The sequence below is a fragment of the Sphingobacterium sp. FBM7-1 genome, from assembly GCF_020687765.1.
Lineage (GTDB): Bacteria > Bacteroidota > Bacteroidia > Sphingobacteriales > Sphingobacteriaceae > Sphingobacterium.
Window position 1 is genome coordinate 281,601 of record NZ_JAJEWJ010000001.1, and the last position, 14,085, is coordinate 295,685.

Genomic DNA, 14,085 nt, shown 5'->3' on the forward strand with positions numbered 1-14,085 from the left:
ATATTCGAACAAGTAGAAGTTTAATCGTTGCTAAAAATGAAAAAGGTAGGATAGTGCAAGGGAATTACGATGCCATTATTATTGGTGCAGGCGCTTGCGGTCTTATGTGTGCGGCACAAGCTGGCTTACTGGGAAAGCGTACCTTAGTTTTAGAAAAGAACGATAAACCTGGTGCGAAGATATTAATTTCGGGTGGCGGGCGCTGTAACTTTACTAACCTTTATACGTCTCCAGAAAATTTTGTAACGGCAAATCCTCATTTTCTACACGCTGCTTTCTCTCAATGGACGGTGGAGGACACCTTGTCGTTTTTTGATACGTTTGGCGATATTCGAGGCGAGGAAAAAACACTGGGGCAGCTTTTTCCCAAATCGAATAAAGCAAAAGATATTGTCGCGGTTTTTACGCGGCTACTTTATGAGACGGGGCAGGATATTTGGTTGCGTACGGAGGTGAAATCTGTTATGCGCGAAGGCGAAGGTTATACAATATTATTAACGCGAGAGGGAGAGAACCAGGAGCTTTTTTGTAAGAAGGTGGTTTTTGCATCGGGTGGTTTACCGGTTGCCAAACTAGGTGCTTCGGATTTTGCGCTGAAGACGGCGCGGCAGATGGGGTTACAAATTGTAGAGATTGCCCCGGCCTTGGTGCCGCTCACCATTACGGGGAAGGATGCTTCCTGGTATACGGCACTTGCGGGTAACACGATTTTTTCCCGCGTATCTAATACGCGAATTTCGTTTGAAGAGAACATTTTGTTTACGCACTGGGGTTTGAGCGGCCCTGCTATTTTACAGATATCGTCTTATTGGCGTGCCGGCGAGCGCTTCACGATCGACCTACTTCCTAAATTTGATATAACGGAATTGATTAGAAAGGAGCGTTTGGCGGGAGGAAAACGTACTGTTGGTCAGCTTTTGAACGATTATTTCACGAAAAAGATGGTGGAAGCCTTCGGAAAATATCTCCCAATTGGTTTAAAGATTGCTTCGATGGGAAAGGCAGATGCAAAATTGATAGCGGATACAATTCATAAATTTATGGTCAAACCCGCGGGTGACAAAGGGTACGACAAAGCTGAGGTGATGCGGGGTGGTGTCTCGACGGATGAACTTAATCCGCGTACTTTGGAAACTAAAAAATATCGAGGATTGTATTTCGGTGGAGAAGCGGTGGATATAACGGGCTGGCTCGGTGGTTACAACTTTCAATGGGCTTGGGCATCAGGCTTTTTGATTGCACAGGATTTATAATTTTATTACCTTTGCGGCGAAGCAAACTGGTTCTATCGCTGTCTTGCCCTTGGGCGGGAGAGAGGAAAGTCCGGGCAACATAGGGCAACACGCTTCCTAACGGGAAGGCTCTTATGAAAATAGGAGACAGAAAGTGCCACAGAAAATATACCGTCATGCCTCAAGGTGTGATAAGGGTGAAAACGTGAGGTAAGAGCTCACGGTTTTGTATGGTGACATGCATTACGGTAAACCTCGTGTGTTGAAAGACCAAATAGGTTACGAAAATCGAAAGCGGCTCGTTTTCTCCCGAATTTTCGGGATTCGTAATGGGTAGGTTGATGGAGCTTGTGTGTGAATGCAAGCCTAGATAAATGATAGAAATCCAAAAAACTTGGATACAGAACCCGGCTTACAAGGTTTGCTTCTTTTTTTTTAATAAAAGATACTTATATTAGTTACTTACCAAGCTGAACATATAAATGACGACAATCTTAATCATTGACGATGAACGTCCCATAAGGAGCTCGTTACGCGATATTTTGGAGTATGAAGATTATAAAGTCCTGGATGCTGATAATGGGTTTGATGGATTGGATATTCTGAAGAAGGAAAAAATAGACCTCGTTTTATGTGATATCAAAATGAATAAAATGGACGGCATGGAGGTTTTGACAGAGGCTCAAACCATCTGTGACACGCCTTTTATCATGATTTCCGGACACGGTACCATTGAGACGGCAGTTGAGGCCGCCAGGAAAGGAGCTTTTGACTTTTTGGAAAAGCCGCTGGATCTCAACAGGTTGTTAATCACGGTACGTAACGCGTTGGAGAAAGGTGTATTGGTGAAGGAAACAAAAGTTCTCAAGAAGAAGGTTTCCAAAACCAAGGAGATATTGGGGGATTCCCCGACAATCAGCCTCATAAAAGAAACAATAGATCGGGTGGCACCTACGGAAGCTCGTGTGTTGATTACAGGAGAGAATGGATCTGGTAAAGAATTGGTGGCACATTGGCTTCATGAGAAATCTGCGCGCGCTAGTTCTCCTTTAGTAGAGGTGAATTGTGCTGCTATTCCTTCAGAATTAATAGAATCGGAATTGTTTGGGCACGAAAAGGGTTCTTTTACGTCGGCTGTGAAACAGCGCATCGGGAAGTTTGAACAAGCGAACGGGGGGACATTGTTTCTTGATGAGATCGGAGATATGAGCCTTTCGGCACAAGCGAAGGTGTTACGTGCTTTACAGGAAAATAAGATTACGCGGGTAGGTGGAGAAAAAGAAATTGATGTGAATGTAAGGGTGATTGCCGCTACCAACAAAGATTTACTGAAAGAGATCGAAAATGGCAACTTTCGAATGGACTTGTACCATCGTTTGAGTGTTATTTTAATTCACGTACCGTCATTGAAGCAACGGATGGCGGATATTCCGCTTATCGCATCTAGTTTTTGTGAAGAGATTTGTGGCGGATACAATACGCCAACTAAAGAGATTACTCCTGGTGCGATGCAAGCGCTACAAGCTTTGCCTTGGACGGGAAATATCCGCGAGTTACGGAATATGATTGAAAGGTTGATTATTTTGAGCGATAAAAAAATCACCGAAAAAGATGTCTCGCTATACGCTAATCCTACGAGTCAGACAGTTAATGGGAATACGGAAGACTCCCTTAATTTTAATCAATTCGAGTCCTTTCAGGATTTTAAGGATTATGCAGAAAAAGAATTCATCAATTTTAAATTGAGTAAAAATGGTTGGAATGTTTCAAAAACGGCAGACGACATTGGCATTCAACGTAGTCATTTATATCATAAGATTGAAAAATTTGGTTTAAAGCGGGTAGACTAGCTTATACAAAAAAAGTGATGGAGGTTTTCCATCACTTTTTTTAATCATTGAATTTTCGTTTCTGCCGCCTATAAAGGACGACGACAATAGCCAAAAGTATAATCGCTCCGACAATAATCGCCGCTGTTGGTGATGTTTCTTGACCTTGTGTAGGTATATGTTGTTCCGTAAGAAGAATAAGTGCCATCTTTACCATAACTTAAAACTATTTAAAATGTATAACTAGATAACATAATGCTTTTTCAATTAAAAAGCAAATATATCTATGCAAAGATGAGGCCTTTTTGATTAAAAGGTGTTAAATAAATATTAAGGGTAGTTTAATTATAGCTCTTCGTCCACTAAACTGTGAATAAGTTCTTGCGCTTCAATCAAGACACGTTTTTTTTGATGCTTTGCGGTTTGTATATAGGCTAGATACTCTGGGTTTTCTACTAGATCTTTGACAAGTATACAGCCGTTTTTAAGTAGTGTAGATTTTTCCATACCATTTAAATTGGTGAGACAGGTAACTGGATAGAGGGCAAGGTTGTCTACCTGGTTTTTAATGTTATTTTGAGGTGGATAGTCCCACGCTAGCATATTCAGATTATAATATTCACCGAAACGGATAGAGTCTGACGTAAGATAAGCGTTGGTTACCAACCAGCCATCCGTAAATTCTTGTGGTGTTTCAAAAAATGAAAAGGACAATCCTTTGATATCTTTTACGCGAGATATAAAATACATCGGTGTAGTAACGGATATTTTCGCATCGACGTCATTTCTAAACTTGCATTCTATAGCTAGCATCATTTCGTTCTTCGTGGCTATCACATCTATTTCGTGTGTTACGGCATGCCCTTGGACGGTTTTTCCGGTGATCGTCTGATAGCCCGCATTTGCAAATAATTTACCGATCCATTTCTCAAAATAGAAGCCCTCGGGACCAAGATCCCGCAACGCCTTTTTTAATGAATAGCGTGCGGCGTAGGAATCCCGATGATTTTTCAGTAAATCAAACGCAAGTTCATAAAGTTCGCGTGTGGTGATACCGTTGTATAGACGGGGCTGGATACGCTCGAATACTTTATCTACTTCTTCTTCTGAAGCTTCTGATTTGGAAAGGGAATGTCGCAATTTTTTTGGTTCAAATGGAACCAATTCACCTGAATGTTTCTTTACCTGGATTTTCATTATCGTCTATTTGGTGCTAAAAATTACAGTTTTTTAGATGGATGACAAAACATTTTAGATAAATAACTTGTTCTGATTGTAAACGATGCGTTATGGGAATTATAGAACAAGCCGTAGATACAATGAGAAGTAAAATGGATAGCGTTTGCGAGCAAGGCAAGATAGCGAATTCGGAACGCATGCTCTCCGTAATAGCAGGGGGCTTCATTTTGGGTTATAGTATAAAAAAATTAGTGAAAAAGCCATTAAGTGCGCTTTCGGGCGTAACCTTGGGAGGCGCTTTGATCGCTCGGGGGCTGACAGGAAAATGCCCGGTTTCAGGAGCAATTGATCAAGCGGATGAACGTAATTTAACGCTGATTGAACGTAGATATTTCGATAAGTAGGTTTACGTTTATTACGTCGCTTAGTGAAAGCCAAACCGTCAGTCGGTTTGGCTTTTATTTTGGTTTATCGTACGACTAATAATTCGGGCTTACAGCACGGTACCATTATATTTATCACCAATATATACTAAATTGGTAGATTTTATATGATTAATAGCAAAAAAATTTATAACTTTGCAAACGTACTGCTTTTGAGAGGTGGTCGTAAGAGGAGTATAGTAGAGAGATTTATAAATAGAAAAGAGTTTAGGTTCATGCAAAGTTTTCGCACAGAATTAGAAAATCCGGTTGTTCCACAGGAGATTATTGATCTAGAAAAGAATATCCGTTCCTATCGGGAGGGAAAAATAGTAGAAGATAAATTTAAATCTTTACGATTGGCCCGGGGTATCTATGGTCAACGTCAGCCGGGGGTACAGATGGTACGTATCAAAATTCCTTTTGGTAAGTTAACCTTTAAGCAACTACTTAAGATTGCGGATGTATCCGATGAATATGCTTCCTCGAACCTGCATTTTACTACCCGTCAGGATATTCAAATACACTATGTAAGTTTGGATAGAACACCGGAGTTGTGGGCTAAATTATCGGAAGATGATATTACCATACGCGAAGCGTGTAGTAATACGGTGAGAAACGTTACGGCTTCTTGTATTGCTGGGATCGACCCTAAGGAACCTTTTGATGTAGCGCCGTATGCGCATGGTTTCTTTAAATATTTTCTGGGCAATCCGGTGAGTATGGAATTGGGCCGGAAGTTTAAGTTTGGTTTTTCTTCGAGCGAAGAGGATACGGCACTTTCTTTTATTCATGATATCGGTTTTATTCCAAAAGTAAAATATGAAAATGGCGAGGAGATTCGTGGCTTTAAGGTTGTTCTAGGGGGAAGCTTAGGTGCGCAACCTTATATAGGGCAATCGGTGTCTGAATTTATGCACGAGGACCTGATTATTCCTTTCGCAGAGTCTGTAGTACGCGTATTTGGTATATACGGCGAACGTGCGAATAGAAATAAAGCGCGTTTGAAATTTTTATTGAATAAGGTCGGTTTTGATGAATTTGTGAAAATGGCTGCGGAAGAACAGATCGCTAATAAAGTAAAGACGTACAAAATTGATCGGAATACTGTTCAGCAGCCTGTTCCGCCGACACCAGAGGTAATTCACGTAGAGATACCTGCAGACAGAAAATTAGCTTACGAGCAGTGGAGAACAACCAATATATTTGCACAAAAACAGGCGGGATATTATGGAGTTTTCATAAAAGCTAAAACGGGCGACATGTCTACGGATACAGCGCGTAAACTAGTAGCTTCTGTACGACACCTTATCGCGGACGATATGCGTGTGACCATCAATCAGGGCTTATTGCTTAAATATGTTCCGCATGATAACCTTCCCGAGCTTTTCTTGGCTTTAGATGCGTTAGGGTTAACCGAAGCTGGGCATGATAGTGTGGCCGATGTTACGACTTGTCCAGGAACAGATACTTGTAATCTCGGTATATCGAATTCGATGGAATTGTCTCGTGTATTGGAATCGGTTATTTATGAGGAATATATCGATTTTATTCACAATAAAGAGATTAAGATAAAAATATCGGGTTGTATGAATAGTTGCGGCCAGCATGGTATTGCCCATATTGGGTTCCATGGTAGTTCGATGAAAGTTAATGGAAAGATTATGCCGACCGTTCAGGTATTATTGGGCGGTGGAGCTGTAGGTAATGGCGAGGGACGTGCCGCAGATAAGGTAATTAAGGTTCCTTCTAAGCGGGCGCCACAGGTGTTGCGTACTATTCTGGATGATTACAGCGCAAAATCGAATGAATATAACAGCTTTCTAGACTACTATGATGGTTTAGGCAAGGATTATTTTTACCAACTTCTAAAGCCATTGGCGGATCAAAGTACGGTGGTGGATGAGGAGTATATCGATTGGGGACAAGATTCTGAATTTATACGGGCAATTGGTATTGGTGAGTGTGCGGGTGTAATTATCGATCTTGTTGCAGCCCTTTTAATAGATTCACAAGAGAAATTGCATTACGCAGCGTTATCTTTAGAAGCTGAGGCGTATGCAGATGGAATTTACCACACGTATAGTTCTTTCATTAATAGTGCAAAAGCATTGTTATTAGACAAACAGATACACAGCAGTACACAAATTAGTATTATTAGAGATTTTGATACGCATTTTGTGGAAACAGGTGAGTTTGATCTCGGAGGGACTAGTTTTGCTGATGTAGTTTTGCAAATCAGCAAAAACGAACCTACTGCTGCTTTTGCAAATGCATATTATGCTCAGGCGCAGAATTTTTTAGCGCAAACGAAATCACAACGGGAGGCTGTGTTAGAGAAATAGTCATGCAACAAGAAAATAAACATATAGTGCCAAAAGTAACTTTGGTAGGAGCAGGGCCGGGAGATCCTGACTTGATTACCTTAAAGGGAATGAAGGCTATACGCGAAGCAGATGTTATTCTATATGATGCTCTAATAAATGAAGAGTTATTGTCTTATGCTAAAGCGTCTTGTACGATTATTTATGTGGGGAAAAGAGCAGAGCGCATCTCTACTTCGCAGGACTATATCAATAAGCTTTTAGTTGATTATGCCTTGACTCACGGTCACGTGGTACGTTTAAAGGGTGGAGACCCTTTTGTATTTGGGCGGGGAGGAGAAGAGATAGATTATATAAGACAATACAATATTCCTACAGACGTCATTCCAGGGATATCTTCCTCGGTAGGCTTAACTGGACTGCAACAAATTCCGCTGACCTACCGCGGCATAAGTGAGAGTTTTTGGGTAATCACGGGTTCGACGTCAGATGGCCGCCTTTCGGACGACTTGCAGTCAGCCGTACATACAAGCGCTACGGTTGTCGTGCTGATGGGATATGCGAAATTACCGCAAATTGTGGATTTTTATAAACAACATGGTAAAGGGCAGCTACCTATTGCGCTGATTCAAAATGGTTCATTACCAAACGAGCGTATTGCTTTAGGACGAATCGATAATATCTTGGAGGAAGCAGAGCGTAATTTAGTGGGGGTTCCGGCAATTATTGTATTGGGTGAGGTGGTTGCTAAACATCGGGCTTTTGAGCATATTAAAAAAGAACTTCAATCACTTACTGTTTAAATCCAAATGAACGAACTGTTTCCTATATACGTAAAGCTTCATCAAATTAAAACTTTGTTGGTAGGTGCTGGAAACGTTGGTTTGGAGAAGTTGGAGGCTATTTTGGAAAATTCACCGGATGCTAATATACATATTGTAGCCGCAGAAGTTAATCCAGAGGTCTACGCATTGGCTAATGGCAAGTTGAATATCGAGGTTTCTGAAAGAGGGTTTGATATAAGTGATATCGAAAATGTAGATTTAATTATGTTGGCGACCAATAATGCGTCTTTAAACGCGCACATCCGTCAGCTCGCGAGCAAACATCATATTTTATTGAATGTGGCCGATAAACCTGCCCTTTGTGATTTTTATCTAGGTTCAGTTGTTTCCAGAGGCAACCTGAAAGTAGGGATATCAACTAACGGAAAATCGCCGACAATAGCCAAGCGGCTCAAAGAGTTTTTCAACGACCTTCTTCCAGAAGAAATTGACGACACACTCGACTTAATGGGAGAGTTAAGAAATACATTAAAAGGAGATTTCCAAGAGAAGGTGCGAGTGTTAAATGAGCACACAAAAGATGTTTTAGCTAAAAAATCGTATGATAGCAGAAATTAAGCAGGAAATACGGGGATTGAACGCCGCGGAAATTATTGATCATATACAGAGAAAATATGGTTCTAGAACAGTTTTTTCAACATCGTTCGGCATAGAGGATCAAGTGTTAACCCATTTGATTGCGCAAACTGGAAGAGAAATTTCTCTCTTTACGCTGGAGACGGGACGTCTTTTTCCGGAAACATATTATGTTTGGAATAGGACGTTGGAAAAATATAAACTTCCGATTAAGGCATATTATCCGGATACCCAGGCAGTAGAACGAATGGTCACTGAAAAGGGACCGTCGAGTTTTTATGAATCGGTCGAAAATCGGAAAGAGTGTTGTTATATACGCAAAATCGAGCCGCTCCACCGCGCTATACAGGGGTTTGATATATGGATTACCGGTATAAGGGCAGAGCAGTCACCTAATCGGGAAGATATGGAAAATGTGGAGTGGGATGCTGCAAACAATATTATTAAAGTACATCCACTGTTCGATTGGACATTGGACGAGGTAGAAAGTTTCTTAAAAAAGAACGGTATACCTTATAATCCTTTACACGACAAAGGCTTCCCGAGTATAGGTTGCCAACCCTGTACGCGTGCAATACGTGAGGGAGAAGACTTCCGCGCTGGGAGATGGTGGTGGGAAGACCAAAGTAAAAAAGAATGTGGCCTACATGTTACACAATAAACAGTCAACAGAGTATAAATAGAAAATGGATTATTTAGATCATTTAGAAGCAGAGGCAATATACATCCTGCGCGAGGTAGCCGGACAATTTGAAAATCCTGCGCTTTTGTTCTCAGGAGGAAAGGATTCAATAACGTTAGTACATTTGGCGAAAAAAGCTTTTCGTCCGGGAAAATTCCCCTTTCCCTTAGTACATATTGATACCGGACATAACTTTCCGGAAACAATTGAGTTTAGAGATTGGCTGGTTGAACAGCTAGGAGAAAAACTTATCGTAGGACATGTACAGGAAAGTATTGACCAAGGTAAAGCAATAGAACAAAAAGGAAAAAATGCGAGTCGAAATCCTTTACAGACCGTAACACTTTTAGATACCATCGAAAAATATGGTTTTGACGCATGTATTGGAGGAGCTCGGAGGGATGAGGAAAAAGCGAGAGCAAAAGAACGTATCTTTTCCGTACGTGACGAATTTGGACAATGGGATCCGAAGCGCCAGCGCCCGGAATTATGGAGCATTTTCAACGGTAAAATCCACAAAGGTGAAAACGTACGTGTATTTCCAATATCGAACTGGACAGAATTAGATGTTTGGAATTATATCAAAAGAGAAAATATAGCCCTGCCGTCGATATATTTTAGTCATGAAAGGGACGTTGTTTTACGCAATGGACAATGGATGGCGGCAGCGCCAGCATTACAAATCGATAATGAAGATATTGTTGAGCATAAATCTGTGCGTTTCAGAACGGTAGGAGATATGACGTGTACGGCTGCTGTAGATTCTGTGGCGACTGAATTGGATGATATCATAGCAGAAATAAAAGCTTCAACGGTTAGTGAAAGAGGGGCAAGGATGGATGATAAAGTTTCGGAAGCGGCCATGGAAGAACGAAAAAAACAGGGATATTTTTAAGGAAGTAAGTTAGCGAAAAATGAATATACTCAAATTTATAACAGCAGGCTCCGTAGATGACGGAAAAAGTACATTGATTGGCCGGTTGTTGTATGATACGAATTCGATTTTAGACGATCAATTGGAAGCCATCCAAAAGGCAAACCGGAAAAATAATGATGGAACCGTAGATCTAGCTATATTGACTGATGGTTTGAAAGCGGAACGGGAGCAGGGAATTACCATTGATGTAGCCTATAAATATTTTCAAACGGAGAAGCGTAAGTTTATTATCGCTGATGCGCCCGGTCATATACAGTATACACGTAATATGATAACAGGAGCCTCAAATTCGGAATTGATCATTATCTTAATTGATGCGCGGAAAGGGGTTATTGAACAAACAAAACGACATTCGTTCCTAGCCAAGTTATTGTCTTTGAAAAAGGTTCTTGTTTGTGTTAATAAAATGGATATGGTTGGATTCGATCCATTTGTTTACGAGAAAATTAAAACAGATTATCTTGCGTTGGCTGATCGTTTAGGGTTAGAGAATGTAGACTTCATTCCGGTATCTGCCTTGAAAGGGGATAATATCGTTAATCGTTCGGATAGGATGACTTGGTATGATGGGCTTTCTTTGTTGGATTACTTGGAAACTGTGAATATAGCAGATAAAAAATCGCATTCGTGGCGCTTTCCCGTGCAATGGGTAGTACGTCCTCAGACCGACGATTTGCATGATTATAGGGGGTACGCAGGACGCGTGTTGGGCGACGGACTAAAAACTGGTGACGAGGTTGTTGTATTGCCAAGTGGTGTGAGAAGTCGGATAGCACGTGTTGAATTAGCAGAACAAACTTTGGATCAAGCTGAAAATGGACAGTCGGTTATCGTACATTTAACGGATGATATTGATATTTCAAGAGGTGACATCATTGCAAATGCTGGGCATCCTCCGTTAGCTGAACGAAATTTTGAGGTAAATATCTGTTGGTTTGATAATAAGCCACTTGATAAAAATCAGGTTTATTTGCTGCAAAATCATACGACAGTAACGAAGATAAAAGTAGCGGATATACATTACAAATTTGATGTAAATACACAGGAAAAGCAATATGATACTGATATTCAGCTAAATGATATTGGAAAAATTGAAATTAAAGCAGCAGGAGAGGTGGTCTTTGATTTAAATCGTGATTTTCCAGAGAATTCGCAGGGTATTTTGATTGATCCTAGAACGAATTTAACCGTTGGTGCACTTATGGTCGATAATGTAGCTTAATATAAAGCTAGGTTTCGATTAAATAAAAAGCGATACTTTAAATTAGAAAGTATCGCTTTTTATTTAACTAAGATTTCAGAACGTTAGTATTGTAAGGTTTGGAAAAGCGTTAATGCGTTGACGTCCACCAGAACTGGCTTTACTTTTCCATTTTCAAGGACGAAAAAGACATGTTCGTTGTGATTGACTTCTTGTGTTGTCCCTAGAGACGTTATTCCTTTTTCATCCACCGGAATTGAGATTTTTACCGTTCCATCTGTTTTTGTTTTTCCCATGGATAATTGTACAATCGATTGATCGATCATATATCTGTTTTCGATAGTGCGGATCATCTCCGGGCCCCAAGCAAACGATGTTCCATACCAATATACTTCCTTATTAGCGACAGGCGTAGTACCTTTTTGAACAGTCAACGTCATATGTGCTTCGTCATAGGCATAACTGCCGGATTCAGGCTCCGTAAGGATTAGCGAGACTTTATATTCTGATTTAGAATCTTCGATCAGGACAGAATTGACAGGTGATGATTTACCTGCTATCGTGTAGTAATTATCCGAAAGTAAATGCTTACGAAGTGGTGTAAAGAAAAGTGTTTTGCCGACGTATTTACTGACGTTGACGTTTATAGAATCGGTTATTTTGCTTTGTACGGGTACGGAAACTGAGCCTAAAGGTGCGAATTTGTCGTAAGATTCGAAAGGTTTTTCCGATACGAAAATTTTAATGTCACTTGATCGAGATAAACCAACCTTAATCGGAAATACACTTACGGTATGCGAACCGGTTCCTTCAAGGCTTTCATTGTCGTCTTTTGAACACGATAGTGTTACAAGTGCTATCAGGCATATGCAACCTAATTTCTTAATAAAGGTGATCGTCATTTTTTTGTATTTATTCATTGATATATGGGCAACTAAACAAGAAACATGCCATATTGCATAAACAAGTATATGACACTAGACTATCGATACATAATTCACATTATGTTAAATAGAAAATTATACTAAATCTCTAGCTATTCTCTTTCTTATTTTCAACATAAAGAGACCGTTTAACATTGCGCAGTTGTAACCTTTTTTAAGGAATATTTGAGGTTGTTCATTTTTTTTTAATAAATTAGCAATCTGAGGGAAAATAATAACTATAATTCATAACAAATGTCACTTAACTTTAAGAAGTTTATTAAATACGTCGAGGACAGAAATCCGAACGAACCAGAATTTTTACAGGCTGTTACGGAAGTTACAGAAGATTTGATACCGTATATTAACGAACGTCACCCAACCTGGGTAGACTTAAAAATCTTAGAACGTATTGTGGAGCCCGAACGTGTTATTTCGTTCAGGGTAACTTGGTTAGATGACAATAATCAGGTGCAGGTTAACCGAGGATATCGGGTACAAATGAATAGCGCGATTGGCCCGTATAAAGGAGGTTTACGCTTCTCTCCCACCGTAAATTTAAGTATTCTAAAATTTTTAGCTTTTGAGCAGGTATTTAAAAATAGTTTAACAGGGATACCCCTTGGCGGTGGTAAAGGTGGAGCGGACTTCGATCCAAAAGGCAAATCAAATATGGAGATTATGCGATTTTGCCAAAGCTTCATAACGGAATTATATCGCCATATAGGCCCTGAAACAGATGTGCCGGCCGGTGACATAGGCGTAGGTGAACGTGAAGTGGGCTACATGTTTGGTCAATACAAGCGTATTCAGAATAATTTTACAGGCGTATTAACTGGAAAAGGAAAACACTGGGGTGGATCTTTTATCCGTCCAGAGGCAACAGGATATGGTCTGCTCTATTTTGTCGAATGCATTTTTGAAAATATCGATGAAAAGATAGCGGGTAAAACCATTGCTATATCTGGTGCAGGTAACGTAGCTTATTATGCCGCTGAAAAAGCAATACATTTAGGGGCTAAAGTTATTTCTTTATCCAATAGTTCGGGTACCTTGCATGATCCTGAGGGTTTGACCTTAGAAAAGTTAGCATACGTGAGTACTTTAGGTCGAGAGCTGGTAAAATATCCACAAAAATTTAAGGCGGCTTCTTTTTATGCGGATAAAAAGCCTTGGCATCTTAAATGTGACATCGCACTACCCTGTGCTACACAAAATGAGCTTGACCAGGAAGATGCGAAGCAACTTGTTAAACATGGTTGTGTATGTATTGCAGAAGGCGCTAATATGCCTTCTACAGCCGACGCAATCAAAGTATTTCATAAAGCTAAGATTCATTTTGCTCCAGGAAAGGCCGCGAATGCTGGTGGCGTCGCAGTTTCAGGTCTCGAAATGTCACAAAACTCTATGGGTCAACAGTGGTATGCAGAGAAAGTGGATACACGTTTGAAAGGTATTATGGAAAATATTCATAAAACCTGTTTAAAATATGGTAAAGAAGAAGACGGATATATCAATTATTTAAAAGGTGCAAATATCGGAGGTTTTATAAAAGTTGGTGCTTCTATGAAAGCCCAAGGGTTGGTTTAATCTAGAAATTCGCGTAAATTAGAAAGCTCCATAGTTTGACTATGGAGCTTTTTATTTTTATCAATTTTTTGTACCATGAGAATAATAGCGGAGCTTCCCCATCCGGATTGCAAAATATCCATTTTTTCGATGAACCAGAAGTTCATCGTCAAGTTCGAACAAGGAGTTTTGGAACAGTCGTATAAGTTAGCAGAAACAGATGTAATCGGTGGAGTGAACGGCGTGTTTGAACTTCTGGATGAGGAATTCATCGCGGAAGTTGTTGCGCAGTTTAAAGTTATGCGTCAATCCTTTATGAATGCATATCATAGATATGATTGAACCAGCAACTATTTGTAACAGCAT

General features: G+C 40.2%; 14 protein-coding genes and 1 other RNA gene. 12 read left to right on the top strand and 3 right to left on the bottom strand.

The window, feature by feature from the left end; all coding sequences use genetic code 11:
• Positions 1–53 precede the first annotated feature (53 nt).
• The 3 genes from LKO28_RS01385 to LKO28_RS01395 all read left to right on the top strand — a co-directional run bounded on the left by LKO28_RS01385 (position 54) and on the right by LKO28_RS01395 (position 3,082).
• Positions 54–1,253 carry an NAD(P)/FAD-dependent oxidoreductase gene (locus LKO28_RS01385; protein ID WP_227692732.1) on the top strand — a complete coding sequence of 400 codons (1,200 nt, stop codon included), beginning with the start codon at positions 54–56 and terminating at the stop codon, positions 1,251–1,253.
• Positions 1,254–1,272: 19 nt separating this feature from the next.
• Positions 1,273–1,663, top strand: an RNA gene (gene rnpB, locus LKO28_RS01390) — RNase P RNA component class A.
• A 51-nt stretch (positions 1,664–1,714) separates the two neighbouring features.
• On the top strand, positions 1,715–3,082 hold the full coding sequence (locus LKO28_RS01395) for a sigma-54-dependent transcriptional regulator (RefSeq protein WP_227692734.1): 1,368 nt from the start codon (positions 1,715–1,717) through the stop codon (positions 3,080–3,082).
• 40 nt (positions 3,083–3,122) lie between these two features.
• Here LKO28_RS01395 and LKO28_RS01400 read toward each other — a convergent pair whose 3' ends face one another.
• Together LKO28_RS01400 and LKO28_RS01405 are read right to left on the bottom strand one after the other, a co-directional pair.
• Complete coding sequence (locus tag LKO28_RS01400; protein ID WP_227692735.1) at positions 3,123–3,269, bottom strand: FeoB-associated Cys-rich membrane protein; 147 nt, start codon at positions 3,267–3,269, stop codon at positions 3,123–3,125.
• Between the two features lie 137 nt (positions 3,270–3,406).
• A complete protein-coding gene (locus tag LKO28_RS01405; RefSeq protein WP_227692740.1) occupies positions 3,407–4,258 on the bottom strand; it encodes an ATP cone domain-containing protein in 852 nt (283 codons plus the stop codon).
• Positions 4,259–4,350: 92 nt separating this feature from the next.
• Between LKO28_RS01405 and LKO28_RS01410 the strand changes: the two genes are divergently transcribed.
• The 7 genes from LKO28_RS01410 to LKO28_RS01440 all read left to right on the top strand — a co-directional run bounded on the left by LKO28_RS01410 (position 4,351) and on the right by LKO28_RS01440 (position 11,248).
• A complete protein-coding gene (locus LKO28_RS01410; protein ID WP_227692742.1) occupies positions 4,351–4,644 on the top strand; it encodes a DUF2892 domain-containing protein in 294 nt (97 codons plus the stop codon).
• Positions 4,645–4,898: 254 nt separating this feature from the next.
• Positions 4,899–7,007: a nitrite reductase gene (locus tag LKO28_RS01415; protein ID WP_227692744.1), complete on the top strand. Its 2,109-nt coding sequence runs from the start codon at positions 4,899–4,901 to the stop codon at positions 7,005–7,007.
• Positions 7,008–7,009: 2 nt separating this feature from the next.
• Positions 7,010–7,789: a uroporphyrinogen-III C-methyltransferase gene (cobA, locus tag LKO28_RS01420; protein ID WP_227692745.1), complete on the top strand. Its 780-nt coding sequence runs from the start codon at positions 7,010–7,012 to the stop codon at positions 7,787–7,789.
• A 6-nt stretch (positions 7,790–7,795) separates the two neighbouring features.
• Entirely contained in the window at positions 7,796–8,389 is a 594-nt protein-coding gene (locus LKO28_RS01425; RefSeq protein WP_227692746.1) for a bifunctional precorrin-2 dehydrogenase/sirohydrochlorin ferrochelatase, read from the top strand.
• The gene (locus LKO28_RS01430; RefSeq protein WP_227692748.1) at positions 8,373–9,068 is read left to right on the top strand and encodes a phosphoadenylyl-sulfate reductase; all 696 of its coding nucleotides are present in this window, start codon (positions 8,373–8,375) and stop codon (positions 9,066–9,068) included. The genes LKO28_RS01425 and LKO28_RS01430 overlap by 17 nt, the downstream gene beginning before the upstream one ends.
• Positions 9,069–9,093: 25 nt before the next feature.
• The gene (cysD, locus tag LKO28_RS01435) at positions 9,094–9,984 is read left to right on the top strand and encodes a sulfate adenylyltransferase subunit CysD (protein WP_227692749.1); all 891 of its coding nucleotides are present in this window, start codon (positions 9,094–9,096) and stop codon (positions 9,982–9,984) included.
• Positions 9,985–10,003: 19 nt separating this feature from the next.
• Positions 10,004–11,248, top strand: coding sequence for a sulfate adenylyltransferase subunit 1 (locus LKO28_RS01440; RefSeq protein ID WP_227692750.1), 1,245 nt, complete (start codon positions 10,004–10,006; stop codon positions 11,246–11,248).
• An 83-nt stretch (positions 11,249–11,331) separates the two neighbouring features.
• Here LKO28_RS01440 and LKO28_RS01445 read toward each other — a convergent pair whose 3' ends face one another.
• Complete coding sequence (locus tag LKO28_RS01445) at positions 11,332–12,147, bottom strand: hypothetical protein (RefSeq protein ID WP_227692751.1); 816 nt, start codon at positions 12,145–12,147, stop codon at positions 11,332–11,334.
• A gap of 258 nt (positions 12,148–12,405) precedes the next feature.
• Here LKO28_RS01445 and gdhA point away from each other — a divergent pair, with 258 nt between their 5' ends.
• Positions 12,406–13,740, top strand: coding sequence for an NADP-specific glutamate dehydrogenase (gene gdhA / locus LKO28_RS01450; protein WP_227692752.1), 1,335 nt, complete (start codon positions 12,406–12,408; stop codon positions 13,738–13,740).
• 75 nt (positions 13,741–13,815) lie between these two features.
• On the top strand, positions 13,816–14,061 hold the full coding sequence (locus LKO28_RS01455) for a hypothetical protein (RefSeq protein WP_227692753.1): 246 nt from the start codon (positions 13,816–13,818) through the stop codon (positions 14,059–14,061).
• Positions 14,062–14,085: the final 24 nt, after the last annotated feature.

Bases quoted from the DNA above. Each gene is read 5' to 3' on its own strand.
- LKO28_RS01395 (WP_227692734.1), top strand. From the start codon at position 1,715: ATGACGACAATCTTAATCATTGACGATGAACGTCCCATAAGGAGCTCG.
- LKO28_RS01400 (WP_227692735.1), bottom strand. From the start codon at position 3,269: ATGGCACTTATTCTTCTTACGGAACAACATATACCTACACAAGGTCAA.
- LKO28_RS01405 (WP_227692740.1), bottom strand. From the start codon at position 4,258: ATGAAAATCCAGGTAAAGAAACATTCAGGTGAATTGGTTCCATTTGAA.
- LKO28_RS01410 (WP_227692742.1), top strand. From the start codon at position 4,351: ATGGGAATTATAGAACAAGCCGTAGATACAATGAGAAGTAAAATGGAT.
- LKO28_RS01415 (WP_227692744.1), top strand. From the start codon at position 4,899: ATGCAAAGTTTTCGCACAGAATTAGAAAATCCGGTTGTTCCACAGGAG.
- cobA (WP_227692745.1), top strand. From the start codon at position 7,010: ATGCAACAAGAAAATAAACATATAGTGCCAAAAGTAACTTTGGTAGGA.
- LKO28_RS01425 (WP_227692746.1), top strand. From the start codon at position 7,796: ATGAACGAACTGTTTCCTATATACGTAAAGCTTCATCAAATTAAAACT.
- LKO28_RS01430 (WP_227692748.1), top strand. From the start codon at position 8,373: ATGATAGCAGAAATTAAGCAGGAAATACGGGGATTGAACGCCGCGGAA.
- cysD (WP_227692749.1), top strand. From the start codon at position 9,094: ATGGATTATTTAGATCATTTAGAAGCAGAGGCAATATACATCCTGCGC.
- LKO28_RS01440 (WP_227692750.1), top strand. From the start codon at position 10,004: ATGAATATACTCAAATTTATAACAGCAGGCTCCGTAGATGACGGAAAA.
- LKO28_RS01445 (WP_227692751.1), bottom strand. From the start codon at position 12,147: ATGAATAAATACAAAAAAATGACGATCACCTTTATTAAGAAATTAGGT.
- gdhA (WP_227692752.1), top strand. From the start codon at position 12,406: ATGTCACTTAACTTTAAGAAGTTTATTAAATACGTCGAGGACAGAAAT.
- LKO28_RS01455 (WP_227692753.1), top strand. From the start codon at position 13,816: ATGAGAATAATAGCGGAGCTTCCCCATCCGGATTGCAAAATATCCATT.